General features: G+C 68.6%; 23 protein-coding genes. 9 read left to right on the top strand and 14 right to left on the bottom strand.

Going from position 1 to position 24,669, the window contains the following annotated elements; genetic code table 11:
• Positions 1 to 164: 164 nt before the first annotated feature.
• On the top strand, positions 165 to 929 hold the full coding sequence (locus AS181_RS07095; protein WP_058250863.1) for an SDR family NAD(P)-dependent oxidoreductase: 765 nt from the start codon (positions 165 to 167) through the stop codon (positions 927 to 929).
• Positions 930 to 989: 60 nt separating this feature from the next.
• A complete protein-coding gene (locus tag AS181_RS07090; RefSeq protein ID WP_058250862.1) occupies positions 990 to 2,636 on the top strand; it encodes a class I adenylate-forming enzyme family protein in 1,647 nt (548 codons plus the stop codon).
• A 45-nt stretch (positions 2,637 to 2,681) separates the two neighbouring features.
• On the opposite strand, the gene AS181_RS07085 is transcribed toward AS181_RS07090, so the two are convergent.
• On the bottom strand, positions 2,682 to 3,872 hold the full coding sequence (locus AS181_RS07085; RefSeq protein ID WP_058250907.1) for an acyl-CoA dehydrogenase family protein: 1,191 nt from the start codon (positions 3,870 to 3,872) through the stop codon (positions 2,682 to 2,684).
• 201 nt (positions 3,873 to 4,073) lie between these two features.
• Here AS181_RS07085 and fabG point away from each other — a divergent pair, with 201 nt between their 5' ends.
• Positions 4,074 to 4,835, top strand: coding sequence for a 3-oxoacyl-ACP reductase FabG (gene fabG, locus AS181_RS07080; RefSeq protein WP_058250861.1), 762 nt, complete (start codon positions 4,074 to 4,076; stop codon positions 4,833 to 4,835).
• Between the two features lie 45 nt (positions 4,836 to 4,880).
• Positions 4,881 to 6,104: an acetyl-CoA C-acetyltransferase gene (locus AS181_RS07075; protein ID WP_058250860.1), complete on the top strand. Its 1,224-nt coding sequence runs from the start codon at positions 4,881 to 4,883 to the stop codon at positions 6,102 to 6,104.
• A 58-nt stretch (positions 6,105 to 6,162) separates the two neighbouring features.
• Here the strand turns inward: AS181_RS07075 and AS181_RS07070 are convergent, their stop codons facing one another.
• From AS181_RS07070 to AS181_RS07045, 6 genes are all read right to left on the bottom strand, one after another.
• Positions 6,163 to 7,035, bottom strand: coding sequence for a LysR family transcriptional regulator (locus tag AS181_RS07070; protein WP_058250859.1), 873 nt, complete (start codon positions 7,033 to 7,035; stop codon positions 6,163 to 6,165).
• A gap of 6 nt (positions 7,036 to 7,041) precedes the next feature.
• The gene (locus AS181_RS07065; RefSeq protein WP_058250906.1) at positions 7,042 to 7,944 is read right to left on the bottom strand and encodes a LysR family transcriptional regulator; all 903 of its coding nucleotides are present in this window, start codon (positions 7,942 to 7,944) and stop codon (positions 7,042 to 7,044) included.
• Between the two features lie 30 nt (positions 7,945 to 7,974).
• Entirely contained in the window at positions 7,975 to 8,736 is a 762-nt protein-coding gene (locus AS181_RS07060; protein ID WP_058250858.1) for a crotonase/enoyl-CoA hydratase family protein, read from the bottom strand.
• A 34-nt stretch (positions 8,737 to 8,770) separates the two neighbouring features.
• Positions 8,771 to 9,895, bottom strand: a complete 1,125-nt coding sequence (locus AS181_RS07055) for an MBL fold metallo-hydrolase (RefSeq protein WP_058250857.1) — start codon at positions 9,893 to 9,895, stop codon at positions 8,771 to 8,773.
• A 126-nt stretch (positions 9,896 to 10,021) separates the two neighbouring features.
• Positions 10,022 to 10,807 carry an alpha/beta fold hydrolase gene (locus AS181_RS07050; RefSeq protein WP_058250856.1) on the bottom strand — a complete coding sequence of 262 codons (786 nt, stop codon included), beginning with the start codon at positions 10,805 to 10,807 and terminating at the stop codon, positions 10,022 to 10,024.
• A 56-nt stretch (positions 10,808 to 10,863) separates the two neighbouring features.
• The gene (locus AS181_RS07045; RefSeq protein ID WP_058250855.1) at positions 10,864 to 12,468 is read right to left on the bottom strand and encodes an ABC-F family ATP-binding cassette domain-containing protein; all 1,605 of its coding nucleotides are present in this window, start codon (positions 12,466 to 12,468) and stop codon (positions 10,864 to 10,866) included.
• Between the two features lie 216 nt (positions 12,469 to 12,684).
• On the opposite strand from AS181_RS07045, the gene AS181_RS07040 reads away from it, so the two are divergent.
• Positions 12,685 to 13,695 carry an enoyl-CoA hydratase/isomerase family protein gene (locus AS181_RS07040; protein WP_058250854.1) on the top strand — a complete coding sequence of 337 codons (1,011 nt, stop codon included), beginning with the start codon at positions 12,685 to 12,687 and terminating at the stop codon, positions 13,693 to 13,695.
• 252 nt (positions 13,696 to 13,947) lie between these two features.
• Here AS181_RS07040 and AS181_RS07035 read toward each other — a convergent pair whose 3' ends face one another.
• Positions 13,948 to 14,676, bottom strand: coding sequence for a hypothetical protein (locus AS181_RS07035; RefSeq protein WP_091344275.1), 729 nt, complete (start codon positions 14,674 to 14,676; stop codon positions 13,948 to 13,950).
• Between the two features lie 28 nt (positions 14,677 to 14,704).
• The gene (locus tag AS181_RS07030) at positions 14,705 to 16,315 is read right to left on the bottom strand and encodes a peptide chain release factor 3 (protein WP_058250853.1); all 1,611 of its coding nucleotides are present in this window, start codon (positions 16,313 to 16,315) and stop codon (positions 14,705 to 14,707) included.
• A gap of 143 nt (positions 16,316 to 16,458) precedes the next feature.
• Between AS181_RS07030 and AS181_RS07025 the strand changes: the two genes are divergently transcribed.
• Positions 16,459 to 17,346: a DUF559 domain-containing protein gene (locus AS181_RS07025; RefSeq protein WP_058250904.1), complete on the top strand. Its 888-nt coding sequence runs from the start codon at positions 16,459 to 16,461 to the stop codon at positions 17,344 to 17,346.
• Positions 17,347 to 17,409: 63 nt separating this feature from the next.
• Here the strand turns inward: AS181_RS07025 and AS181_RS07020 are convergent, their stop codons facing one another.
• Positions 17,410 to 18,426, bottom strand: coding sequence for a beta-ketoacyl-ACP synthase III (locus tag AS181_RS07020; RefSeq protein WP_004022635.1), 1,017 nt, complete (start codon positions 18,424 to 18,426; stop codon positions 17,410 to 17,412).
• 291 nt (positions 18,427 to 18,717) lie between these two features.
• Between AS181_RS07020 and AS181_RS07015 the strand changes: the two genes are divergently transcribed.
• Positions 18,718 to 19,785 (top strand): ATP-binding cassette domain-containing protein, encoded by a 1,068-nt coding sequence (locus tag AS181_RS07015; protein ID WP_058250852.1) that lies wholly within the window; start codon positions 18,718 to 18,720, stop codon positions 19,783 to 19,785.
• Positions 19,782 to 20,546 carry an ABC transporter permease gene (locus tag AS181_RS07010; RefSeq protein ID WP_058250851.1) on the top strand — a complete coding sequence of 255 codons (765 nt, stop codon included), beginning with the start codon at positions 19,782 to 19,784 and terminating at the stop codon, positions 20,544 to 20,546. Before AS181_RS07015 ends, AS181_RS07010 begins: the two co-directional genes overlap by 4 nt.
• A 377-nt stretch (positions 20,547 to 20,923) precedes the next feature.
• Here the strand turns inward: AS181_RS07010 and AS181_RS07005 are convergent, their stop codons facing one another.
• The 3 genes from AS181_RS07005 to AS181_RS06995 are packed head-to-tail and all read right to left on the bottom strand — an operon-like array spanning position 20,924 to position 23,312.
• The gene (locus tag AS181_RS07005; protein WP_058250850.1) at positions 20,924 to 22,003 is read right to left on the bottom strand and encodes a beta-ketoacyl-ACP synthase 3; all 1,080 of its coding nucleotides are present in this window, start codon (positions 22,001 to 22,003) and stop codon (positions 20,924 to 20,926) included.
• A 49-nt stretch (positions 22,004 to 22,052) separates the two neighbouring features.
• Positions 22,053 to 22,619, bottom strand: coding sequence for an aminoacyl-tRNA hydrolase (gene pth, locus AS181_RS07000; RefSeq protein ID WP_058250849.1), 567 nt, complete (start codon positions 22,617 to 22,619; stop codon positions 22,053 to 22,055).
• 45 nt (positions 22,620 to 22,664) lie between these two features.
• Positions 22,665 to 23,312, bottom strand: a complete 648-nt coding sequence (locus AS181_RS06995; RefSeq protein ID WP_058250848.1) for a 50S ribosomal protein L25/general stress protein Ctc — start codon at positions 23,310 to 23,312, stop codon at positions 22,665 to 22,667.
• Positions 23,313 to 23,552: 240 nt separating this feature from the next.
• Between AS181_RS06995 and AS181_RS06990 the strand changes: the two genes are divergently transcribed.
• Positions 23,553 to 23,999, top strand: a complete 447-nt coding sequence (locus tag AS181_RS06990) for a limonene-1,2-epoxide hydrolase family protein (protein ID WP_058250847.1) — start codon at positions 23,553 to 23,555, stop codon at positions 23,997 to 23,999.
• 24 nt (positions 24,000 to 24,023) lie between these two features.
• Here AS181_RS06990 and arsC read toward each other — a convergent pair whose 3' ends face one another.
• Positions 24,024 to 24,365 (bottom strand): arsenate reductase (glutaredoxin), encoded by a 342-nt coding sequence (gene arsC, locus AS181_RS06985; RefSeq protein WP_058250846.1) that lies wholly within the window; start codon positions 24,363 to 24,365, stop codon positions 24,024 to 24,026.
• Between the last annotated feature and the right edge of the window lie 304 nt (positions 24,366 to 24,669).

Here is a 24,669-nt window from a genome sequence, read left to right as displayed (position 1 = left end):
GCTCGCTTCGCTCGCACCTCAGGGAGCAACGGGGGCTCGCTTCGCTCGCACCTCAGGGAGCAACGGGGGCTCGCTTCGCTCGCACCTCAGGGAGCCGGGGCCGGGCTCGCAAGCTCGCCCCTCAGGGGGCACGGAACAATTTCATCGAAAGGTACTGAATAACAATGAAACTCAATGGACTGTCGGTCGCGATCACCGGCGGCGCATCCGGTCTCGGGCTCGCGACTGCTCAGCGCGTCGTCGACGCCGGTGGCCTGGTCACCCTGATCGATCTGCCGACCTCGGACGGTCAGGCCGTGGCCGACGGACTCGGCGCCGCAGCGTCGTTCGCGGCCGCCGACATCACCGACCGTGAACAGTTCGCGGCCGCACTCGATGTCGCCGACGACCGAGGGGGCCTGCGCGGACTCGTGCACTGTGCCGGCGCGGGCCGGCGCATGCGCATCCTGGACAAGGAGGGCAAGGCGGGTTCGGTGGAGGACTTCGAGTTCGTCATCAAGCTCAACCTCGTCGGGTCGTTCCATGCGCTCTCGCTCGGCGCGGAACGTATCGCTCGACAGAAGCCCGTCGACGGGGAGCGGGGCGCCATCATCATGACCGCGTCGGTCGCGGCGTACGAGGGACAGATCGGCCAGATCAACTACTCGGCGTCGAAGGCGGGCATCGTCGGGATGACGCTGGTCGCCGCACGGGACCTGGCCAGCAAGCTCATCCGCGTCAACACCATCGCGCCGGGCACGATGGACACGCCGTTGCTCGCCCGGCTGCGCGACGACGTGCGCGATGCGCTCGCCGCGAGCATTCCCAATCCGGCGCGGCTCGGTAGGCCGGAGGAGTTCGGTCAACTCGCCGCGTCGATCCTGGAGAACACCTATCTCAACGGCGAGACCATTCGCCTCGACGGGGCGATCCGGATGGCGCCGCGGTAACCCGAACCCCGGCACGTCCGTTCTGCGTCTCCACAACGCCTTTCGAGAGGAATCATCGCGATGTCTGTCACGGCGCCCACCACTCTGAGCTATCCCGACGCCACGATGGCGGTGCTGCCGGCGAGTATGGCCGCCCTCTACGGCGAGCGCGCGGCCGTCGTCGATGGCGCGACGACGCTCACGTTCACCGAGCTCGACGCGCGTTCGGCCGCCGTGGCGTCGGCGTTGCGTGCGGTCGGAGTGAGGGATCGCGATGTGGTCCTGCTGTACCTGACCAACAGCGTCGAGTTCGTCGTCGCCTACTACGGATCACTCCGGGCCGGTGCGGCGGTGACCCTGGTCAATCCGTTGCAGCCCGTACCGGGTCTGCGACGTCAGATCGCGGAAACCGCTGCGGTGGTGGGTTTCACGCAGATCGAGCAGTCCGCTCGTCTCCTGTCCGCCGCCGTCGGCACGGCGTTGACGACGGTGGTGACGGTGGACGGGGCCGCGGATGCGCCGGAGGGCATCGACACCGTCCCCCTAGCGGAGTTCGTCGTCGGGCACGAGACGGCCCCGCCGGTCTCGACCACGAGCGACGACGTCGCGCACCTCGCCTTCACCGGCGGCACCACGGGTGTCTCGAAGGGCGTTCGGGTCCTGCACCGCAACGTGCTCGGCAACGTCACGCAGATGATCGCCTGGCGGGCAGGTCATTCCGTGGCGGTGGGAACCGACGGTCTCCTGACCCTCACTCCCCGGTCGTCTGAGAACCCGGGGGTGGTGCCCGGACATGCGGCGACGGTCGTCGTGTCCCCGCTGTTCCACGCGCACGCCCTCATCAACATGTCGTTTCTCCTGCTGTGCGGTGCCACGCACGTGTTCGCCGGTCGTTTCGAGCCCGGGCGGATGCTGGCTCTCATCGAGGCGCATCGGGCGTCGTACGTGACCGGGAGTCCCGCGATGTGGCATGCGCTCGCCGTCCACCCCGACGTCTCCACACGGGACCTGACCTCGGTGCGGGTGGTCTCCTCCGGCGCGGCGCCGATCGATCACGTGACCCTGGAGCAGCTCGAGAAGGCGTTCCCGGCATCGGCGATCGTGGAAGGATACGGCCTCACCGAGGCGACGTGCCTGGTGTCCTCGGCGCCCCTGACGTCCGGGGGTCGATACCGGCTCGGGAGTGTGGGTCTGCCGACGTTCGACACCCAGATCGAGATCCGCGCCGTCGACGATCCGGCCGTCGTCCTCCCGCCGGGGGAGAAGGGACAGTTGTGGGTGCGCGGCCCGCAGGTCACCGACGGCTATCTCGATCACCCCGAGAAGACGGCCGAGCAGTTCGTCGACGGGTGGCTCGACACCGGTGACATCGCCTACCGCGACGCCGACGGGTACCTCTACATCTGCGACCGCGCCAAGGACATGCTGATCTACAAGGGCTACAACGTGTATCCGCGCGAGCTCGAGGAGATCCTGGTGACGCATCCCGACGTCGGTGCGGCGGCGGTCGTCGCCCGGGAGGCGGGTGCGGTGGGGCAGGAGCCGGTGGCCTTCCTCGTCGCCCGGGACGGTCACGTCATCGACGCCGATGCGGTGTCGGACTTCGTCGCCGCGCAGGTGTTGCCCTACAAGAAGATCCGGGACGTGTACGTGGTCGACGAGCTGCCCACCTCGGCGGCCGGCAAGGTCCAGAAGGTGGCGTTGCGGGAGCGCCTGGCGAACGCCTGACAGGGTCAGCGCCGGCGCCCGAGGCGCCGGCGCACGCGCGTGTGGTCAGCGCTGCGCGCGCTTGACCAGGTTGCGCCCGATGATGAGTCGCTGGATCTCGCTGGTGCCCTCGTACAGGCGCAGCAACCGCACCTCGCGGTAGATGCGTTCCACCGCGACATCGCGCATGTAACCGCTGCCGCCGTGGATCTGCACGGCGAGATCGGCGACCTTGCCGACCATCTCGGTGCAGAACAGCTTGGCAGCCGACGGGGCGATGCGGCGGTCGGTGTCGTCGACCCACGCCCGGGCGGCCTCGCGGACGAGCGCGCGTCCGGCCATCACCCCGGCCTGCTGGTCGGCGAGCATGGCCTGGACCAGTTGGAACTCGCCGATCGCGGTACCGCCCTGGGTGGCGGTGGCGGCCCAGGTGACCGACTCGTCGAGCGCACGCTGCGCGGTGCCCACCGAGAGAGCCGCGATGTGCACCCGGCCCCGGGCCAGGCTCATCATCGCGGCCTTGTAGCCCACGTCCTCGCTGCCGCCGACCAGTGCCGACGCCGGCACCCGCACGGCGTCGAAGTGCACGTCCGCGGTCCAGGCGCCCTCCTGGCCCATCTTGCGGTCCTTGGCGCCGACGCTGAGCCCCGCGGCGTCGGCGGGGACCAGGAACACCGCGATGCCCGTGCCGTTCTCGTCGGCCGGACGGGTACGTGCGAACACGACGAACAGATCGGCCAGCGGCGCATTGGTGATGAACCGCTTCTCGCCCGTGATCACCCAGTCGTCACCGTCGCGGACGGCCCTCGTGCGCAGTCCGGCCGGATCGGACCCGGCCCCCGGTTCGGTCAGCGCGAACGAGGCGACGACCTCGCCGGACGCGATCTTCTCCAGCCACGCGGACTTCTGCTCGTCGGTGCCGAAGTGGACGAGGACCTGGCCGGCGATGCCGTTGTTGGTGCCGAACATCGAGCGCAGCGCCAGGGATGTGTACCCGAGCTCCATCGCGAGTTCGACGTCCTGGGTCAGATCGAGGCCGAGACCGCCCCACTCCTGCGGGATGGCGTAGCCGAAAAGGCCCATGCTCTTCGCCGTCTGGCGGATGTCGTCGGGGATGGCGTCGGTGTCGAGGATCTCCTGCTCCCGCGGGACCACCACCTCGCGGACGAACTCGCGCGTCGCGGCGAGGATGTCGGCGAAGTCCTCGTCGCCCACCTCGGAGGAGGTCGTCCGCGCTGAATGCATCACTCCGGTCATGCTGTCACTCTCGCGGCCGGCGGGCGAGGGGTCCAATACGAAACCGGGATCGCTGCGATAGCCGTTGCGTATGAGCGCGGACGGGTCGATCGGGGCGGAACCTCGATAGATTTGTCCCCGCGGCACTCACCGCGGGCCCGGCGCTTCGCGACCGGTTGCCCGACGACCGTCACCCCGCCGCCCTCGAAAGGACTCCGATACATGTCATCGCACCCGCCCGCCGCCGCGTTGCTGGAGGGTCGTACGGCCGTCGTGACCGGCGGAGCCCAGGGCATCGGTTTCGAGATCGCCCGCTCGTTCGTCGACGCCGGCGCGCGAGTCGTGCTCGGTGACCTCAGCCTCGACGCCGCGCAGGCGGCCGCGGACGAGCTCGGCAGCCGCGACGTGGCCCGCGCGGTGAGGTGCGACGTCGTCGACGCGGGGGAGGTCGACGCGCTGCTCGCGGCCGCGGTCGACGGGTTCGGGGCACTCGATGTGCTGGTGAACAACGCCGGGATCACCCGGGACGCGACGATGCGCACCATGACCGAAGACGATTTCGATCAGGTCATCTCGGTGCATCTCAAAGGCACCTGGAACGGCACACGCAAGGCGGCGGCGATCATGCGCGAGGCCAAGCGTGGTGCGATCGTGAACATCTCGTCGCTGTCGGGCAAGGTCGGCATGGTCGGGCAGACCAACTACTCGGCCGCCAAGGCGGGCATCGTCGGCCTCACCAAGGCCGCGGCCAAGGAGATGGCCCATCACGGCGTGCGGGTCAACGCGATCCAGCCCGGCCTCATCCGGTCGGCGATGACCGAGGCGATGCCGCAGAAAGCGTGGGACCAGAAGATGGCGGAGATCCCGATGCGGCGCGCCGGCGAGGTCGGTGAGGTCGCGAGCGTCGCGCTGTTCCTGGCGTGTGACATGTCGTCGTACATGACGGGCACCGTCCTCGAGGTGACCGGCGGCCGTTTCATGTGACCGCCGGCCCTGCTCCACGCCTCCTCTGACACCGAAAGGTCACCCATGCGCGACGTCGTCATCTGCGAACCGGTCCGTACCCCGATCGGCCGTTACGGCGGGATGTTCAAGAATCTCACCGCCGTTGATCTCGGGGTCGCCGCGCTGACGGGGATGCTCGACCGGACCGGACTCGACCCGGAGAAGGTCGAGGACGTCATCCTCGGTCACTGTAACGGGAACAGCGAGGCGCCCGCCCTGGGACGAGTCATCGCACTCGATGCCGGGTTGCCGATCACAGTGGGCGGCATGCATATCGATCGTCGTTGCGGGTCGGGACTACAGGCCGTCATCCAGGCCGCATACCAGGTGTCCTCGGGGGACAACGACGTCGTGGTCGCCGGCGGTGCCGAGTCGATGAGCAACGCGTCGTTCTACTCGGTGGACATGCGGTGGGGTGGGGCCCGGACCGGAATTGCCATGCACGACAGCCTCGTCCGGGCGCGCTCGACCGCCGGCGGCAAGAACTACCCGGTGCCCGGCGGAATGATCGAGACGGCCGAGAACCTGCGCAAGGACTACGAGATCTCCCGGGAAGAACAGGACGAGCTGGCTGTGGCATCGCACGAACGAGCGGTGCGGGCCCAGAAGGATGGCGTACTGGCCGAGGAGATCATCCCGGTCACCGTGGCTTCGCGATCTGGTGACCAGGTCATCGACACCGACGAGCATCCACGCCCGGATGTCTCGGTCGAGTCGCTGTCGAAGCTGAAGCCGATCATGGGCAAGACGGATCCGGACGCGACGGTGACGGCGGGCAACGCCAGCGGTCAGAACGACGCCGCGTCGATGGCGATCGTGACCACCCCCGAGGTCGCCGAGAAGCTGGGTCTACGCCCGCTGGTGAAGCTGCTGTCATGGGGTCTGGCCGGTGTGCCGCCGCGCACCATGGGGATCGGACCGGTCCCCGCGACCGAGAAGGCGCTTGCCAAGGCCGGTCTGACGCTCGCCGACATCGACGTGATCGAGCTCAACGAGGCGTTCGCCGCGCAGGCACTCGCCGTCACCCGCGAGTGGGGTTTCGGCCGTTTCGGTGCCGGCGGCGATTTCGACCGCACCAACGTCAACGGCTCGGGCATCTCGCTGGGCCACCCGGTCGGCGCCACCGGCGGACGCATGCTGGCCTCCCTGGCGCGTGAACTGCACCGGCGCGAGGCCCGCTACGGCCTGGAGACCATGTGCATCGGCGGTGGCCAGGGCCTCGCCGCGGTCTTCGAACGCGTCAGCTGACCCCGAGACTCACCGGGCCCCACCTGATCCGCACCGGTGGGGCCCGGTGTTCCACCCGTCACCCCGCAGTTTCGCGCACGAGGTCGACGAAGGCCTGACCGACGGCCGACAGCGACGGCGGGTGGAATGCGATGGCAAAGGGTCGCACCACATTCGGTTCGATCTCACGGATCACGACCGGCTCATCGGCCGACTCCGCCACCGATCGTTCGAGTAGAGTGCCACCGATTCCGGACTCCACCATCGGGAGCCGTTCCTCGCGGATCTCCGACAGCACGGCCAGCGGCGGGCGGACGCCCCCGACGCGGATCGCCTCCTCGAACTCGTCGGCCACCGAGTAGCCGCGTGGCACGAACACCATCGGGATCGCCGGCAGATTGTTCAGCGGGATCGGGCCCTCGGGTACGTCGGTGCCCGGCGGGTAGACGAGCACGTGTTCGTGTTCGCCGATCACGATCACCTCGAGGTCGTCGCCGGCGATGGGTAGGTGGGCGACGGCGAACTCGCAATGACCGTCCTCGATGGCCGACGCGGCCCTGGTCTCATCGCGTAACTCGCCGAGTCGCACCGAAACCCGCGGATAGGCGGCCCGGAACCGGGCGACGAGATCGACGACGGGCCCGACCGCGGTCGCGGCGAAGGCCAGGATCTCGAGGTGGCCGGTGAGTTCGTCCGCCGAGGCGGAGAGCAGATCGTCGACGGCGTCCATGTCGCGCACGATCTGTCGCGCGGGACCGACCATCGTGCGCCCGGCCGCCGACAGGACCATCCCGCGACCGATGCGGTGAAACAGCTGGACTCCGAGTTCGCGTTCGAGCGCCCGGAGTGCTTGGGACACGGTGGGTTGCGCGACACCGAGAGCCGACGCGGCCCCGCCGATGCCCTTGTTCTCGACCACCGCCAGGAAGTACTCGACCTGTCGCAATTCCATGGCGTGTCACCAATCCCGTGGTTCGGCGTGGTCCGGCGCGATCCCGCAGTGGACCTTCGCCGCGGAGATGAAGGCGAGGGCGGCCGGCGAGGGGAGCCCGGATCGCAGCACGAGACCCCACGGTCGGGTGAGCGGTGGGTCGAGCGCGATCCGGCGGAGTCCCGCAAGCTGCCGGTCGGCCACAGTGCGTGGGAGAACCGTTGCGCCCGTGCCCTTCTTGACCAGACTCCACACCGCGGACGGTAACTGGCAGTCGACCACCACGTTCTTGGCGTTGTCGTCGAGGAGTCCGCCGAGGAGTTCCGCGCTGATCGGGTCGCTGTGATCGACTACGAGTGGCAGCGAGCGCACCGCAGACTGCGGTATCGGTTCGGGCAGACCGTCGGCGAGCGTCGTCGGCGCCGCGACGATGAGTTCCTGCTCGGCCATCGGGATGGCGGTGAAGGTCGCGTGCTCGGCGGCCGAGTCCATGATCCCGATCTCGGCGTCCCCGGATCGCAACGCCGACAACACCCCGGTGGGACTGTCGGCGGAGACGACTCGAACCGACAAGCGTGGGAACCGTTCCCGGAACAGACGGACGATGTTGACCACCGGGTCCACACTGAACGCCGCGTAGGTCACGATGTCGACGCGACCGGCGCGCAGCTCCCGAACGGCGCCGACCTTGGCCTTGGCGCGGTCGACGTCGGCCAGGATGCGCCGGGCGGCTACGTCGAGTTTGCGTCCGGCCTCGGTGAGTTCGAGGCGTCGTCCGGTGCGGTCGAACAGGGTGACGCCGAGACGTCTCTCGAGCGTGCGGATCGCCTGGGACAGCGACGGCTGTGAGATGTAGAGCGACTGGGCGGCCTTCGTGATGCCGCCGTGGTCGACCACGGCGACGAAGTAGGTCACGAGGTGCAGGTCCACCCCGGTCACTCTAGTGACCCGAGTGTCAGGTCACTTGCCGGTCCAGCGCGGCGCGCGTTTCTCGGCGAAGGCGATCGCACCTTCCTTGGCGTCGTCGGAGACGAACACCGGACCGAGGAAGTCCCACTGCTTCTTGATCAGTTCGGGATCGGTGTAGCGGATCGCCATGGAGGTGACCTGTTTGGTGGCGCGGACGGCGAGGGGGCCGTTGGCGGCGATGACGGCGGCCAGTTCGCGGGCCCCGGCGAGTGCCTCGCCGGGTTCGGTGATCCGGTTGACCAGGCCGAACTGGTGGGCGCGTACCGCGGTGAGCGGGTCGCCGGTGAGCGCGAGTTCCATGGCGAGCTGGTAGGGGAGGATCTTCGGGAGGCGTAGGAGGCCACCGGCGGCGGCGGCGAGTCCGCGCTTGACCTCGGGGATGCCGAACTTGGAGTCGTTTGCCGCGACGACGAGGTCCGCCGACAACGCGAGTTCGCATCCGCCGGCCAGCGCCCAGCCCTCGACGGCGGCGATGAGGGGCTTGGTCGGCGGGGCCTCGGTGAGGCCCCCGAACCCGCGTCCGTCCAGCGCGACCTTCTCGCCGCGAGCGAAGGCCTTGAGGTCCATCCCGGCGCAGAACGTGCCACCGGCACCTGTGATGATGCCGATGGTGAGGTCGTCGCGCGACTCGAGTTCGTCGATCGCGGCGGCGATACCCTCCGACACCTCGAGATTCACGGCGTTCTTCGCCTCGGGGCGGTTGATCGTGATGACGGCGACGCCGTCGGCGAACTCGGTGAGCACGGCACTCATGGGGACTCCTGGAGTTGGTGGACGGGATGGGCGGTCAGGTGTTCTCGGATGTGGAGATCTGTTGCGGCTCAGCCGGTGTGGGCTCGCCGGCGGCAAACCAGCGGATCGGTTCCGGGGTGGTCGGATCGGTCGCCGTCTCATCGGGAACGTGGGCGTCGAGGACGCCGCGTTCCTGCAGGACGACGAGATGGGCGTGCGTCTCCCGCAACGCGAGTCGGCTGAGGGTGAGGGACAGCTCCTCGAACGGACGCGACCACGTCACCGACCGGGTGATCTCCCAGGCCGTGCTCTCCGGATACCGGGTCACGGTCGAGGCGATCTCATCGAGCCGCTCCTCGTGATGCGTGAGGAGACCGGTGACGCGGTCGCCGAGGCCTCGGAACCGGTACTCGTGGGACGGCAGCGCCTCGTGGTCACGCATCTTCTCGGTGTTGGCCAGCGAGATCAGGTAGTCGGCGAGGGGACTGTCGGTCTGCATGGGATTGGTCGAGATGTTCGGACTGATCCGCGGCAGCAGGTGGTCGCCGGTGAAGACGATGCCGGCGGTGTCGTCGGCGAAGCAGAGGTGCCCCGCGGTGTGGCCCGGGGTCCAGACGGCGCGGAGATCCCAGCCGGGGATGTCGAGCGGGGCGTCCCCGGTCAGCTCGCGGTCGACGGTCCGCCCGTCGGGCAGGCGGATGAAACCGACCAGCCCCTCGTCGGCGACCTCGGTCGGTGCGCCGAGAGCGCGGAGTTCGGATCGCGCCTGGCCGAGTTGGGTCTCCACCTCGGTATCGGAGTAGTGGCGCAGGTACCGGGAATCGTTGCGATGCATCCACAGCTCGGCGTCCACGTGCTCGAGTAGACGCGGCACGAGCCCGAAATGGTCGGGGTGCAGATGGGTCACGCCGATGGACCTGATGTCGGCGAGGTCGTGGCCGGTGGAGCGGATGCCTGCGACGAGGATGTCCCACGACTTGTCGGACGGCCAGCCGGCGTCGATCAGTGCGAGACCGCCGTCGGGCAATCCGAGGGCGTAGACCAGGACGTATCGCAACGGATTGGATCCCATGGGGACCGGGATCGACCACAGCTGCGGCCGGACCTCCTCGACCGGGGGCAACACCTTGTCGGCCCAGGCCTGCTTCTGCAGCGTGCCGGTGACCTCGATCGTGCCCATCCAGCCTCCCGCCGGGTCCGTCGCGTGATGACACCGCTGATGATCGTTGCAGTGATCAACAGTCATCCGATCACGAGAGGCGATCGCGCTCAAGCTGGGGGCGGCTCAGACATCCTGAGGTAGGACCTATGGATCCAGGTCGGCGAGTCCGGCCGCGGCGCCGTCGCAGCTCGCCGCGACGTCGTGAACCAGTCGCCCGGCGAGTTCCGGTTGGATGAGCGGGAAGAGATGGCTCGCCCCGGGGACGATGGTCAGCGACGCGTGCTGTGCTGCCTCGACGAAACGTTGTTCGTGGACCCGGAACTGGTCTTGGCTACCGTTGACGAACATCGTTCGGCCGGGGTAGCGCCGGACCTCGCCGAGCGCGTCGAACCGCTTGATCTCGGCGACGACGTCGGCGATCGACCCCAGTGCCAGTCCGCCGATCTCCATGTCGGCGGACACCTGACGTCCCACGGCGAGGCGGGTGGCCACCTGACTGATGATCGCCGCCTGACGCGGCAGGAACGCGGTGACCGCACCGAACGTCTCGAACGGCGCGGCCAGCAGCGGACTGGGCTGCGCGGTCGCGCACATCGGGACGAGGGCCGCGACGGCTTCCGGATGGCGTCCGGCGACCGCCATCGCCACGTAGCCGCCCATCGACATCCCGGCCACGACCGCCGGCCGGCCGAACCCGCTGATCTCGGCGAGCACGGCGTCCACCGCGCCGGACATCGTGAACGCCTCGTCGCGGCGCTGCCCGTGGCCAGGGAGGTCGGGGGTGGCGACCGCGCGCCTCGGGTCGGGACCGGCCACAGCCGCCGCGACCCGGTGCAGGGTCGCGCCGCTCACGCGCAAACCGTGGACGAGGACGACGGGCGTGGGTTCGACCACCGGCGCGTCGACGGGAACGGGTGCGGGCTCGGCCATCGCACGCAGTATGCCGCCGAACGGTTCTCGACGCCGCCGGCGTCACCGACTGTTCGTCAGCGGTCTGCTTCGACGTCGGTTTGTTCGGCACCGATCTGCCCCGGCGTTCCCGCCGGTTCGCCCGGTGGGGGCACCGGTGACACGCGCCGACCGATGCCGATGCGGTCGAGGAAACCGGCGTCGTGAGAGACGACCAGCAGTGCACCGGTCCAGGCCTCTAGTGCGTCCACGAGTTGCGTGACGGTGTCGAGATCGAGGTTGTTCGTCGGCTCGTCGAGGATCAGCAGCTTGGGTGTCGGGTCACCGAGCAGTGCGTCGGCCAGTGCGACGCGCAGCCGTTCGCCGCCGGACAGTTCGGCGAGTGCGCGATCGGCGCGCGCACCCCGGAACAGGAACCGCGCGAGATGCGCCCGCACCTCCTGCGTCGAGATGTCCGGGTGAGTCCGCGCGAGGTGCTCGGCGATCGAGACGGTCGGGTCGGGGAAGGTGATCTGCTGCGGCACGAAGGCGAACGGTACGACGACGGATTCGGAGACGATCAACTCCGCGATCAGTGTCGATTTCCCGGAACCGTTGGGCCCCACCAGAGCCACCCGCTCGGGTCCGTCCATGCGCAGGCGGTCGTCGACGACGATCTGGGCGCGCGGGGCCACTTCCGGCGTCGGCACGACGATCCGTGCGGTGCGGTCGGTGCGGATGTCCTCGCGGGCCTCGTCGAGACGCGTTGCCGCAGAGGCTACGTCGTCACGATGGGCGTTACGCAGTTTGCCCGCCGACACCTGCGCCTCGCTCCGGCGGTTGTGTGCCACGATCTTCGGCACCCGCTTCTCCCGCTCGGCTGTCGCGCCCGTCCGGGCCCGCCGATCGAGTTTGATCAGCGCCTCGGTCATCTCGCGGCGCTGCTTGCGCAGATCGCCGGCGGCGGTGGCCACCGCCGCCTCGGCGGCGTCTTGTTCGGCGTCGATGATCTCGCGGTACCGGGAGTAGGGGCCGCCGAACAGCCGCACCCGACCTCGGTACAGCTCGACCGTCGTATCGACACGTTCGAGGAGTTCGAGGTCGTGACTGACCACGACCACCGTGCCCGGGAACGACTCGATGGCGTCGAACAGCCGGGCGCGGGAGTCGGTGTCGAGGTTGTTGGTCGGTTCGTCGAGGAGCAGGATCGCCGGGTCGGCGATGAGTGCGGCGACGATCGCCAGCAGGGTCGCCTCACCGCCGGACATGGCGCCGACCGTGCGGTCGAGGTCGGGTGGCAATCCCATCTGCTCGAGGAGCCCGATGGCACGCTCCTCGACGCCCCAGTCGTCCCCGACTGCGTCGAAGTCCTGCGGATCTACCGAACCGCTCTCGATTCGTCGTATCGCACAACGAATCTCGTCGATTCCGAGCGCTTGTGCCACGGTCGACGACGGATCGGACTGCGGGTCCTGCACGACCACAGCGACATCGGTCGTCGACGTGTCGCCTGCGATCGTGATGCTGCCCGACGCCGGGCGTGATCGACCGGCGATCAGGCGGAGGAGGGTGGATTTGCCCGCACCGTTCGCGCCGATGAGGGAGTAGGTCTCGGCGCCCAGGGTGAGGTCGAGGTGTTCGAAGACGACTGTCCCGTCGGGCCAGGCGAACGAGACGTCGGACAGCACGATGGAAGACGGCATGAGCGCTCCTGAAGTGGGTCGGGTACACCGACAGGGCGTCGGTGGAGTCCGTCGGCGGTGCCGACGGCCGGGGCCACTTCAGTTCTTCATCGCGGTGGATCACTCCTGGCGGGTCGGGGGGGGGCAAGTGGTGACCACCGTAGCGGACGCGCTCGGAGTTGCCAACGGAATTAACCGCCGACGAATCGGATCCGGGCTCACCGCTACGGTTGGGGTATGTCATTTCTCCGCACCTCGGTGTCCAACGGCGTCGGCGAGATCGTCCTGGACCGGCCCAAGGCTCTCAATGCGTTGGACCAGAGCATGATCGACGACATGTACGTCACGCTCGGCGAATGGGGTGACGACGACGCGATCGACACCGTCCTGGTCACCTCGGCGAGCGACCGGGCGTTCTGCGCCGGAGGCGACATCCGTGCGATCCGCGAGCACGCCATCGACGGCGACCACGCCTCGATCAGCCGCTACTTCGCCGGCGAGTACCGGCTCGATCAGCTCGTCGCCGACTACCCGAAGCCCTACATCAGCCTGATCGACGGGGCGGCCATGGGCGGGGGTCTCGGGATCAGCGTGCATGGCGAGATCAGGGTCGTCACCGAGAAGGCGATGATCGCCATGCCCGAGACCGCGATCGGGTTCTTCCCCGACATCGGTTCGACCTACTTCCTGCCGCGGCTCCCGGAGGGCGTGGGCATGTGGCTCGGACTCACCGGCGCCCGGATCCGCGGTGTGGACGCGGTTGCCGTCGGACTGGCAACGCATTTCGTGTCCTCCGCCGACCTGCCGGCGGTCGCCGACAGCATCCGGTCGGGCGCACCGCTGGCCGACGCGCTGGCGAGGTCGGGGACCGAGGACACCAGCGACGTGCCGTTGCGCAAGATCGGCGAGTACTTCGCCGACGACAACGTCAACGCCATCCTCGGCGGCCTGCGCGGCGCGGTCGGCGACGACTGGGCCCAGGAGATGGTCGGTCTGCTCGAGGGCGCCTCACCCACCAGTCTGTGGGTCACCGCGTCGATGATCAGCGCCGGGGCGAGGTCGGGGATCGACGAGTGCTTCGACCGGGAACTGCATGCCGCAGAGGAGATCACGAAGACCCACGACTTCCGCGAGGGGGTGCGGGCCGTGCTCGTCGACAAGGATCGCAATCCCGAATTCGATCCGGCGCGCATCGACGACGTCGATCCCGCCGTCGTGGCCCGGATCGTCGGTGCCCCCGCTGGTTGAGGTGCCGCCCCGCTGGTTGAGGTGCCGCCCCGCTGGTTGAGTCGCCTCCCCGCTGGTTGAGCCGCCTCCCCGCTGGTTGAGTCGCCTCCCCGCTGGTTGAGCTTGTCGAAGCCACTGGACGGGTTTGCGAGGTCGGTTGCCGAGGTGGCCTCGACGGACGCGGCGTCCTCGCTACGCTCGGTCGACGCTGCTCGACCAGCGGGGGGGTGGCGTCCTTACCACGCTCGGTCGACGCTGCTCGACCGGCAGAACTCAGGGCGTGAGCTGAAACCACCCCGACAACGACACGCTGTCGGTCGAGTTGCCCTCGGACTCCGGCTGTTTCGTGGCCGACGACTCGTCGAGGTCGTAGCGGACGTCGTCGTCGGGCGCGAGCGGGTTGGCCTCGACCCGTGTCGCCGTCGGGCAGGTGAACGAGCCGGCCGCGAGTGAGCCAGACATGCCGCTCACGCTGAGCTGGCACGCGGACGAGTGGTGGTAGTCCCCGTTGATCGAGACCCCGATCTGGGCGTTGATCGGCCGTGTCAACGGCCCGACGGTCGGACGTGTGGCGCCCACCGGTGGCAACAGGCCGCCGGTCAGTTCGCTGATCAGGAACTCGATCTGCGCGCCGCCGGTGCCGGCGTCCTTGAACACGAAGAGCAGCGAGTCCGGCGGCACGCCGGGCTGCGCCGGGCCCCACCGGTCGAACTCATAGCAGTTGGGCTCGTCGGCGGGGGTGGCGCCCACCGCGGGTCCGCGCCGGGAGTCCGCCGGCGTGTCCGCGACCGCGATCTTGATGTTGCCGTGACGGAACTCGAAGTTCTGGCCGCTGCGGTCGACGTTGCCCTGCGGTGGTTTCTCGGTGCAGAGCGTCGAGTCGACCGGGCGTGCGGTCGGCACCGGCGTCGAGGTGGTGGGCGTGGACTGGTGCGGGGCGTCGGAGCCACAGGCGGTGGCGAGCGACGACACCGCCGCGCACATCAGCACGGCGGCGCGCACCGGCCATCGCCGTGCGCTCGTCGACCGGTCAGTCCGCTGCCGCGACAAGGGGTTCGAGAGTGAGGTCGGGGTGTTCCTTCTCGATGTACTGCAGGCGCCATTTGTCGCTGAAGAGGGCGAGAACGGCGCCGTCGGTGCGGGTGAAGACCTCGACGCCGCGTTGCCGATTCAGTTCGGGCGCGCTGTCGGCATCCGTGCGACGGGCGAGGGTGTAACCGAGCGGCTCGATGATGGTGTCGACGTTGTACTCGGCCTTCATCCGCGCGGTCACGACCTCGAACTGCATCGGGCCGACGGCGGCGAGCACCGGCGACGCATCACCGCGGGTGTCGTTGCGCAGGACCTGGACCACGCCTTCGCTCTCGAGCTGGTCCATGCCCTTGCGGAACTGCTTGTACTTGTCTGCGGTGGTGGCACGCAGGGTCGAGAAGTGTTCGGGCGCAAAGGACGGGATCGGCGGGAACTGCACCTTGGGGCCGTCGTAGAGAGTGTCGCCGGGAGCGAGCGCGGTCGCGTTCACCAGCCCGACCACGTCACCGGGGTAGGCGGTGTCGACCGTCGAGCGGTCGCGGCCGAAGACGGCCTGGGCATACTTGGTGGCGAACGGCTTTCCGGTCTGCGCATGGGTCACGACCATGCCGCGTTCGAACTCGCCGGACACGATCCGCATGTACGCCAGGCGATCCCGGTGGCTGGAGTCCATCCCGGCCTGCACCTTGAAGACCACCGCGCTGAACGGGTCGGTCACCGGCCGTGGATTGCCCTCGACGTCGGCCCGCGGCCCGGGCGGGGGAGCGAGCTCCACGAGGACCTCGAGGAGTTGCCGCACACCGAAGTTCAGCATCGCGGACGCGAAGATCATCGGCGAGGTCTGCCCGGCGAGGAACAATTCCTGATCGTGGTCCTGGCCCATCTCGGTGAGCAGTTCGCTCTCCTCGAGTGCCGAGGTCCACTCGTCGCCCTCGCGAGCCAGCGCGTCGTCGGCGGACATGATCTCCTCGGGCGCGATCTTCGCGCCGCCCGCGGTACGGGTGAAGTGCACGTACTCGCCGGTGCGCCGGTCGAGGAGACCACGGAAGTCGCCGGCGATGCCGACCGGGAAGAACAGCGGGGTCGGGGTGAGGCCGATGCGCTCGGTGATCTCGTCGATCAGTTCGAGGGGGCTCTGACCCGGCCGGTCCCACTTGTTGATCACCGTGATGACCGGGATGCCCCGGTGGCGGCACACCTGAAAGAGTTTGAGGGTCTGCGGCTCGAGTCCCTTGGCGGCGTCGATGAGCATCACCGCGGCGTCGACCGCGGTCAGCACGCGGTAGGTGTCCTCGGAGAAGTCGGCGTGACCCGGGGTGTCGACGAGGTTGATGACGCTCGGGATCTCGGGGTCGGCCTGGGCTGCGGCCGAGTAGTTGAACTGCAGCGCCGTCGAACTGACGGAGATGCCGCGCGCCTTCTCCATCTCCATCCAGTCGGAGACGGTCGACTTACGTCCGGCCTTGCCGTGGACGGCGCCGGCCTCGCTGATCATCCGCGCGTGCAGCGCCAACGCCTCGGTCATCGTCGACTTGCCGGCATCGGGGTGGGAGATGATGGCGAAGGTACGACGACGCGTCACTTCGCGACTGATCACCTCGGAACTCACGAGGTTCCAGGCTACCGGGCGTGCAGGGGGCGGCCAAACTCGCTCGCGGCGGAGTGCCGGGGCAGGTTGTGCCGGTATGCGGCACCTTGTGCCCCCCGCCCAAAAACTGGGAACCCGTCACCGTTGCTGTGCGTCTGATGGTCGTGCAGCTTCCACCGGGCCTTCGGCGCCGCGTTCTCGCCCGTGACGGGGTACTGACCATGGCGGATGCGCTCGAATTCGGCCTCACGCGGTCCGCGGTCCGGCGTCGAGTCGATTGCGGAGACTGGATGCCGCACACGCGCGGGGTGTATTCGCTCGCCGATCATCCGACGACGCCGGCCACCCGTGCGCGACTGGCAGTCGCGAGCGTGGGCCGAGGTGCGGCGCTGTCCGGATCGGGAGCGGCGTGGTGGCACGGGCTCCTCGACGAGCCGCCGAAGAAGTTCACGGTCACCGCACCGCGATCGCGGCATGGCACTCCGGTCGAGGGCGTTCGGGTCCGGCGCCGCTGCCTCGCGGACGCGGAGGTGGTGACCCGCAAGGACTTGCTCGTGACAGCCTTGCCGCTGTCCGTGCTGGAAGCCGCACTCGAGCGCGACAGTGGAGTCCTCGACAACGCGCTGCTCGTTCGCAAGGTCTCGCTGCGCCAGCTGCGCGTCGCCGCTGATCGTCGACGTGGCAAGGAGGATGGACCCGCGATCGCGGCCCTCGTCGACGGCGTCGAATCCGGCGCGCGCTCGGTGGCGGAGCGGCTGGCTGTCGACGTGTTGAGCGCCGGAGGTGTGAGCGGTTGGTCGTGCGGTCACCCGGCCGGCGGGTACTTCATCGACCTCGCGTTCCCGGATCGGCTGTTGGCGGTGGAGATCGACGGGATGGCGTTCCACCGCGACGCGGAGACGTTCCAGCGAGACCGCCGACGCCGAAACGACCTCATCGCTTTGGGTTGGACCGTCCTCAACTTCACGTGGAGTGATCTGCGGGAGCGGCCCGACGACGTCGTGGCACGTGTCCGCCAGGCGCTCGGCTTGCAGCACGACCGGCCGGCATGACAAATCCGGGGGCATCATGAGCCGCTGAGCGGATCAGATTGCCCCCGGACTCGATACGGCGCCCTACTCGAACGGAACCGGCGGCATGGTGACGACCTGCGCGGCGTAGGAGAGTCCGGCGCCGAAGCCGAGGAGTAGTGCGGTCTGGCCAGGCTGTGCCTTGCCGGTGGACAGCAGGTCTTCCATGGCGAGCGGGATCGAGGCGGCGCTGGTGTTGCCGGTGTACTCGATGTCCTTGGCGACGACCGCGTCGTCGCGGAGTTTGAGGTTTTTGGCGAGGAGTTCGTTGATACGGGCGTTCGCCTGGTGCGGCACGAAGACGTCGAGGTCCTCGGAACCGAGCTTCGCGGCCTCGAGGGCGCGGTGGGCGACCTTGCCCATCTCGAAGGCGGCCCAGCGGAACACCGCGGTGCCCTCCATGCGCAGGTAGGGGCGCTGGGTGCGGTCGCTGTCGAGGAAGGTGACCCAGTCGAAGTCCTGGCGGATCGCGTTGAACTGGGAGCCGTCCGAGCCCCAGATCACCGGGCCGAGCTGTTGCTGTTCGGTGGGTCCGACGACGACTGCGCCGGCCCCGTCGCCGAAGATGAAACAGTTGGTGCGGTCGGTCATGTCCATGGTCACCGAGAGCTGCTCGGCGCCGATGACCAGCACGTGGGTGGCGCTGCCGCCGCGGATCATGTCGGACGCGAGTGCCATGCCGTAGCCGAAGCCGGCGCAGCCGACGGTGACGTCGAAGGCGGGCACGCCGTTGCAGCCGAGTTCGGTCGCGACCTTGGTGGCGCCGGCCGGGGTCAGCAGCAGGTGGGTGTTGGTGGCGAGGATGACGGCGTCGATGTCCGAGCCCTGGAGCAGCGCATTGGCGATCGCCTTGCGGCCGGCGTTGACCGACATCTCCATGACGCTCTCGTCGCGACGCGCGAACCGGCGCGTCTTGATTCCCGTACGGGTGTAGATCCACTCGTCGGAGGAGTCGATGTGCTGGCAGATCTCCTCGTTGGTGACGACGCGTTCGGGGCGGTACGCGCCGATGCCGAGCATGCCGATGTTGTTGATGCCAGTGGTGTCTGCGATGACCGCCATGGTGAACCCTTCCCAAAACGTGCCCGGCGAATATGTGACCCGACATACGACGGTACTCACACCGCCTCTTACTGGGAAGTAGCGGGACCCCGCCCGCAATCGTTACGGAGTCGCGGAACGCGGACCGAAGTCGTCCTCGATGAGGGGAATGCTGGTCCGCAGGTCGATCGAACACCGCCGGGGCGTCGGAAAGCGGCCCGCGGTCACGACGATCAGCACACGATGACGTGCGCGCAGCGCCGAACGCACGAGTCAGTACACCATTCGACGACATCGAGAAGGGGAGTCCGCATGATCCACGCACGCGGGTTGGTCCAGGTGTTCAGCACCGGGAAGGGAAAGAAGAAGCGCGAGGTGAGGGCCGTCGACGGCGTCGACCTCGACATCGCCGAGGGGGAGGTGGTCGGGTTCCTCGGGCCCAACGGCGCGGGCAAGACCACCACGCTGCGCATGCTGACGACCCTCCTGCGGCCGACGGCGGGAACCGCGACCGTCAACGGTTACGACGTCGTGGCCGACCCGGTCTCGGTCCGCCGCAGCATCGGTTACGTCTCGCAGGCCGGCGGCACCTTCAGCCAGGCGCAGGCGGGCGACGAGATCGTCGATCACGGCATGCTCTACGGGCTGTCCCGGGCCGAGGCGACCCGCCGCGGCCACGCCCTGTTCTCCCAGCTCCAACTCGACGGCCTGTGGGAACGCCAGCCCAAGAACATGTCCGGCGGGCAGAAACGCCGACTCGACATCGTGATGGGATTGGTCCACGAACCGTCCCTGGTCTTTCTCGACGAGCCGACCACCGGCCTCGACCCGCAGGCGAGGGCCAATCTCTGGGACCACATCCGGCGGTTGCGCACCGAACGCGGCGCGACGGTCTTCTTGACGACGCACTACCTCGACGAGGCCGACGAACTGTCCGATCGGATCATCATCATCGACAACGGCCGGATCGTCGCCGCGGACACCGCCGACAACCTCAAGGCGCAGGTGTCCGGCGACCTGGTGGCACTCGAGGTCGCCGACTCCGCGGCCGTGTCCACCGCCGCGGAGAAACTGGCCTCGGTCACCGGTGGCCGCGCGGACGGCCGGATCGAGATCGACGGCCGGCACGTCCGGAGCCGGGTGCCGCGGGCGGGCCGGGCCGTCCCCGGACTGCTGCGTGACCTCGACGCCGCGGGCATCACCCTCGACTCCATCGAGGTCATCCGCCCGACCCTCGACGACGTCTTCCTCACCCTCACCGGTCGGTCGCTGCGTGACGCCGAGACCGAGCGGGGCAACGAGATCCATTCGGAAACAACCGATTCGACGAACGCCGACGCCCAGTCGGCCGAACTCCGTCAGCAGGGAGCCAACCGATGACCACGTTCCTCCGCGAGAGCACCATCGTGTTCCGCCGACAGATCCGCATGAACCTGCGCAACCCGGCCTGGGTCCTCATCGGGGTGATGCAACCGGTCCTCTACCTCGTCCTCTTCGGGCCGCTGCTGAAGCCCCTCGTCGCGCAGTTCCCGGGCGGCGCCGACAATCCGTACACGTTCCTGGTCCCCGGTCTGCTCGTGCAGCTCGGTCTGTTCGGCGCGTTGTTCGCCGGATTCAGCCTGATCGGGGAATGGCGCGAGGGTGTGATCGAGGCCGAACGGGTGACCCCGGCCAGCCGCACCGCCCTGCTCACCGGTCGACTCATGCGCGACATGCTGCAACTTCTCGTGCAGGCGCTGATCCTGGTGGTGCTGGGCTATCTGATGGGCATGCGGGGTTCGGTGATCGGCGTGATCCTCGGCATCATCATCACGATGCTGATCGGTGGCGCGTGCGCCGCGGCGTCGAACGCCCTGGCGCTGACCACGAAGAGTGAAGATGTGATGGCGCCGCTCATCAACATGGTCATGATGCCGGTCCTGTTGCTGTCGGGCATCCTGCTCCCGATGACCCTCGGGCCGTCGTGGCTGCAGAGTCTCAGCGACTTCATGCCGTTCCGGTGGATCGTCGACGCGGTGCGCGACACCTTCTCCGGCGACCTCGCCAGTGCTCAGGTCCTCTGGGGCGTCCTCGCGTCGCTCATCCTGGCCGGACTCGGAACCCTGTGGGGCACTTCGGTGTTCCGCAAGGAGAACGCCTGAGGGGTGAGCCCACCATTGCTCCCTGAGGAGGCCGGAGCTTGCGAGCTCGACCCCTGCTCCCTGAGGAGCGAGCTTGCGAGCCCGACCCCTGCTCCCTGAGGAGCGAGCTTGCGAGCTCGACCCCTGCTCCCTGAGGAGCGAGCTTGCGAGCGTCACGAAGGGTCCTGGCGAGATGCGTCGCCAGACCCTTCGTGACGCGCCCTCCGCAAGCTCCGGGCGCTCCTCAGGGAGCGGGGTTGGCCGCGCCCCCGCAAGCTCCGGGCGCTCCTCAGGGAGCGGGGGTTGGCCGCGGCCTCCGCAAGCTCCGGGCGCTCCTCAGGGAGCGGGGGTGACGCTCGCGAGCTCGCTTCTCCAAGAGCAGGGTCGGGCCCGAAGGTTCAGTCGAAACTGGTGATCGCCGGGGCCGGGGGCAGGGTGACGACCGCGCCCGCGTAGCTCAGGCCGGCGCCGAAGCCGAGGAGCAGCGCGGTCTGTCCGCCCCTCGCCTTGCCGGTGGCGAGCATCTCCTCCATGGCGAGCGGGATGGAGGCCGCCGAGGTGTTCCCGGTGTTCTCGATGTCGTTCGCCATCGGCAGGTCGTCGGGGAAGCCGAGGTTCTTCTTCATCAGGTCGTTGATGCGGGCGTTGGCCTGGTGGGGCACGAAGACTTCGATGTCCTCCACGCCGACGCCCGAGGTCTCCAGCACGGTGGCGAGGGCCCGGGGCAGGGTGACGGCCGCCCAGCGAAACACCTTGGGTCCCGCCATCGTCACCACCATGCGACCGACCGGGTCGGTCTCGGGGTCTTTGTCCTGGTAGGCCTGCGCGCGGTCCATGTACTCGGGGATGTCCCAGTTCTGGCCGATCGCCTCGGCGTTCTCGCCGTCGCTGCCCCAGACGGTCGGGGAGATGCCGTTGTCCGCGCTCGGCCCGACGACCACGGCCCCGGCTCCGTCGCCGAAGATGAACGCGGTGTTGCGGTCGGTGGGATCCATGACCACCGACATGGTCTCGACGCCGACGAGCAGGACGTACTCGGCGCTGCCGGCGCGGACGGTGTCGGCGGCGACGCCGAGTCCGTAGCCGAAGCCGCCGCACCCGGCGGCGACGTCGTAGGCGGGGATGCCGTTGAGCCCGATGTCGGAGGCGACGATCGGGCCACCGTGCGGGATCTTGGTCTTCCAACTGTTGGTGGCGAGGATCAGCGCACCGATCTTCTCCTTCGCCACCCCGGAGTTCGCGATGGCCCGCTCGGCGGCCGCGGCGGCCATCGAACGCGCCGACTCGTCGCCGCTGATCCATCGGCGGTTGCGGATACCGCTCCGCTCGAAGATCCACTCGTCGGACGAATCGAGGACCTGGCAGACCTCGTCGTTGCTGACCAGGCGTCGCGGACGGTAGGCGCCGATGCCGAGCATCGAGACGTTCTGGTGTCCGGTCTTCACCGAGAGGTTGACCACTGTTGCCGATCCCTTCATTGCCCGCCGCAGCGATTCTACGGCCGCGCGGCCGCCGAATTCGGTGTCCTCACCAGGCGTGCACGGTGTTCTGCGCGGACTCCAGATCCTGTCCGAGCAATAGTTCGACGGCGTCGCAACCGTTGGCGATGAGGAGTTCGACCTCGCTGCGAGCCGAGGACGGAAACGGTTTCAACACGAAATCGGCGGGATCCTGCCGGCCGGGTGGCCGGCCGATGCCGATGCGCACGCGCAAATAGTCGCGCGTACCGAGTGCCTGACTGAGCGACCGCAGCCCGTTGTGGCCGCCCTCGCCGCCGCCCCGTTTGAGACGGACGGCGCCGAAGTCGATGTCGAGTTCGTCGTGGACGACGATCAGGTCGTCAGTCGTGACCGAGTAGAACTTGGCGAGCGGGCCGATCTGACGGCCGGACTCGTTCATGTAGGTGCGGGGTTTGGCCACGAGTACCGACTGGCCGCCGAGGCGTACCTCGGCGACCTCGGCACCGGACTTCTTGTGCACCTTCCAGCGCTCGCCGGCCGAGGCGACGAGGCCGTCGGCGACCATCGCGCCGACGTTGTGCCTCGTCTTCTCGTACTTGGACCCTGGGTTGCCGAGTCCGACAATGAGTTTCACCACTTACGCAGTTTCACCACCCGAACCGGGCAGTCGGTGGTCGGATTACTCCGACTCCTCGGCGGCTTCCTCGGTCGCCTCGCCCTCGGCGTCGCCCTCGGCTGCGGCGTCTGCCGAGCCGTCGGCGTCGGACTCGGTGGCGGCGAGCTGCGCCTCGGTGACCGACACGATGAGGGTCTCGGGATCGGCGGTGAGGGTCACACCCTCGGGCAGGTCCAGATCAGAGGCGTGCACGGACAGGCCGATCTCGGCGCCCTCCACGCTGACGACGATCTGCTCGGGGATCGACAGGGCGTCGGCCTCGACCTCGACGACGCTGGCGTCCTGGACGACGAGGGTGCCCGGGGCGGCGTCGCCCTCGACGATGATCGCGATCTCGACGGTGACCTTCTCGCCACGACGGACGATCAGCAGATCGGCGTGCTCGATGTAGTTGCGGATCGGGTGGACGTCGACCTGCTTGGTGAGCGCGAGCTGGCTGGAGCCCTCGATGTCGAGGTCGATGACGGCGTTGAGGCCGCTGTTACGCAGGATGGCGGCGAACTCGCGGGCCGGGAGGTGCAGGTGCTGGGGGTCGGCGCCGTGGCCGTACAGCACGGCGGGGACCTTGCCCTCGCGACGCGCGCGGCGGGCTGCGCCCTTGCCCTTCTCGGTACGGGTGCTGACGGACAGCTTGCTGGTCTGGGTGGCCATGACGGTCTCCTCGCGATCGGTGGGTACGTTCTGTCGGCGTCGCGACGAGCAACACCGGGCACGAGTTCCGACCGCGGGCGTTCCATTCGCCCGGAGGGCGTGAGGAAGACCTGCGATGGCCGCGCCGATCACGGTGACTGGGTCACCCTCGCCGAGACAACGGCGATCAGAGTAGTCGATGACCTGCCGGGATGTCACATCGCCCGCTCGGTTCGCCGCGCTGGGGGATACTGGTCTGCCATGACTTCACAGACGCCGATCGAGATCGTGACGACCCTGCTGGACGAGTTCGCGCGGGGCGACGTGCCCGCCGCGCTGGAGACAATCGACGACGACATCGCCTACACGAACGTCTCGCTGCCGACGATCCGCGGCAAGCGGAAGGTGGCCGGTGTCCTGGGCGGGGTCACGCGCAAGGAGTCGGTGGGCTTCAACTACCAGATGATCAACGTGTCCGCCGACGACACCGGCGTGGTGCTGACCGAGCGCGTCGACGAACTCCGGTTCGGGCGGCTGCATCTCCAGTTCTGGGTCTGCGGCCGGTTCGAGGTACGGGAGGGTCGGATCACGGTGTGGCGCGACTACTTCGACTACTTCGACATGACCAAGGCGCTCGCGCGGGGCGTCGTGGCACTGGCCGTGCCGTCGGTGCAGCGGCCGCTGCCCGCGCCGGCCGTGCCGGCCTGACCTGAGCGCTGCCGCGCCCCTGAGTCAGAGGATCTCGTCGAGTTTCTCGATCGGCCGGGGGATGCGAGTGCCCTTGTCGGTCACCACGATCGGACGTTCGACGAGGATCGGGTGCTCGACCATGGCATCGAGGATCTGCTCGTCGGTGGCCGATGCGAGATCGAGCTCCTTGTAGAGGGCCTCGCGTTTGCGGACCGCCTGTGTGGGTGTGATCCCGGCGTCGGCGAACAGCTCGACGAGTTGTTCGCGGCTGTACGGCTCGTCGAGATACTTCACGACTGCCGGCTCGATCCCGGCGTCGCGCAGGGCCTGCAACGCCTTCCGCGAGGTCGAGCACTTCGGGTTGTGATAGATCGTCGCGTCCACGGGTGACACGGTACTCGGTGGGGCGCCGCTTGTTGGCTGAGGTGCGGGGAGCCGCAGCTTGCTCCCTGAGGAGCGCTAATCCCTCTGCTCCCTGAGGAGCGTCAATCCCTCTGTTCCCTGAGAAGCGCCAATTCCTCTGCTCCCTGAGGTGCGAGGAGCGCAAGCGACGAGCCTCGAAGGGCTGGCGACGTCATCTCGCCAGGACCCTTCGTGACGGCCTCCGCAAGCTCCGGCCTCCTCAGGGAGCAGTGGTTGGGCTCGCTCCAACACAACGGGTTCTTTCGGAGTCCACGCCGGCCGCGAG

It is taken from the genome of Gordonia sp. SGD-V-85 (assembly GCF_001456905.1).
In the GTDB taxonomy this organism is placed as follows: Bacteria; Actinomycetota; Actinomycetes; order Mycobacteriales; family Mycobacteriaceae; genus Gordonia; species Gordonia hongkongensis.
Note: the sequence above shows the minus strand (reverse complement) of the source record. Positions and strands in the feature narration are given on the sequence as shown.

Excerpts from the sequence above, each read along its gene's own strand:
- AS181_RS07095 (WP_058250863.1), top strand. The coding sequence starts at position 165 with ATGAAACTCAATGGACTGTCGGTCGCGATCACCGGCGGCGCATCCGGT.
- AS181_RS07090 (WP_058250862.1), top strand. The coding sequence starts at position 990 with ATGTCTGTCACGGCGCCCACCACTCTGAGCTATCCCGACGCCACGATG.
- AS181_RS07085 (WP_058250907.1), bottom strand. The coding sequence starts at position 3,872 with ATGACCGGAGTGATGCATTCAGCGCGGACGACCTCCTCCGAGGTGGGC.
- fabG (WP_058250861.1), top strand. The coding sequence starts at position 4,074 with ATGTCATCGCACCCGCCCGCCGCCGCGTTGCTGGAGGGTCGTACGGCC.
- AS181_RS07075 (WP_058250860.1), top strand. The coding sequence starts at position 4,881 with ATGCGCGACGTCGTCATCTGCGAACCGGTCCGTACCCCGATCGGCCGT.
- AS181_RS07070 (WP_058250859.1), bottom strand. The coding sequence starts at position 7,035 with ATGGAATTGCGACAGGTCGAGTACTTCCTGGCGGTGGTCGAGAACAAG.
- AS181_RS07060 (WP_058250858.1), bottom strand. The coding sequence starts at position 8,736 with ATGAGTGCCGTGCTCACCGAGTTCGCCGACGGCGTCGCCGTCATCACG.
- AS181_RS07055 (WP_058250857.1), bottom strand. The coding sequence starts at position 9,895 with ATGGGCACGATCGAGGTCACCGGCACGCTGCAGAAGCAGGCCTGGGCC.
- AS181_RS07050 (WP_058250856.1), bottom strand. The coding sequence starts at position 10,807 with ATGGCCGAGCCCGCACCCGTTCCCGTCGACGCGCCGGTGGTCGAACCC.
- AS181_RS07045 (WP_058250855.1), bottom strand. The coding sequence starts at position 12,468 with ATGCCGTCTTCCATCGTGCTGTCCGACGTCTCGTTCGCCTGGCCCGAC.
- AS181_RS07040 (WP_058250854.1), top strand. The coding sequence starts at position 12,685 with ATGTCATTTCTCCGCACCTCGGTGTCCAACGGCGTCGGCGAGATCGTC.
- AS181_RS07020 (WP_004022635.1), bottom strand. The coding sequence starts at position 18,426 with ATGGCGGTCATCGCAGACACCACTGGCATCAACAACATCGGCATGCTC.
- AS181_RS07015 (WP_058250852.1), top strand. The coding sequence starts at position 18,718 with ATGATCCACGCACGCGGGTTGGTCCAGGTGTTCAGCACCGGGAAGGGA.
- AS181_RS07010 (WP_058250851.1), top strand. The coding sequence starts at position 19,782 with ATGACCACGTTCCTCCGCGAGAGCACCATCGTGTTCCGCCGACAGATC.
- AS181_RS07005 (WP_058250850.1), bottom strand. The coding sequence starts at position 22,003 with ATGAAGGGATCGGCAACAGTGGTCAACCTCTCGGTGAAGACCGGACAC.
- AS181_RS06995 (WP_058250848.1), bottom strand. The coding sequence starts at position 23,312 with ATGGCCACCCAGACCAGCAAGCTGTCCGTCAGCACCCGTACCGAGAAG.
- AS181_RS06990 (WP_058250847.1), top strand. The coding sequence starts at position 23,553 with ATGACTTCACAGACGCCGATCGAGATCGTGACGACCCTGCTGGACGAG.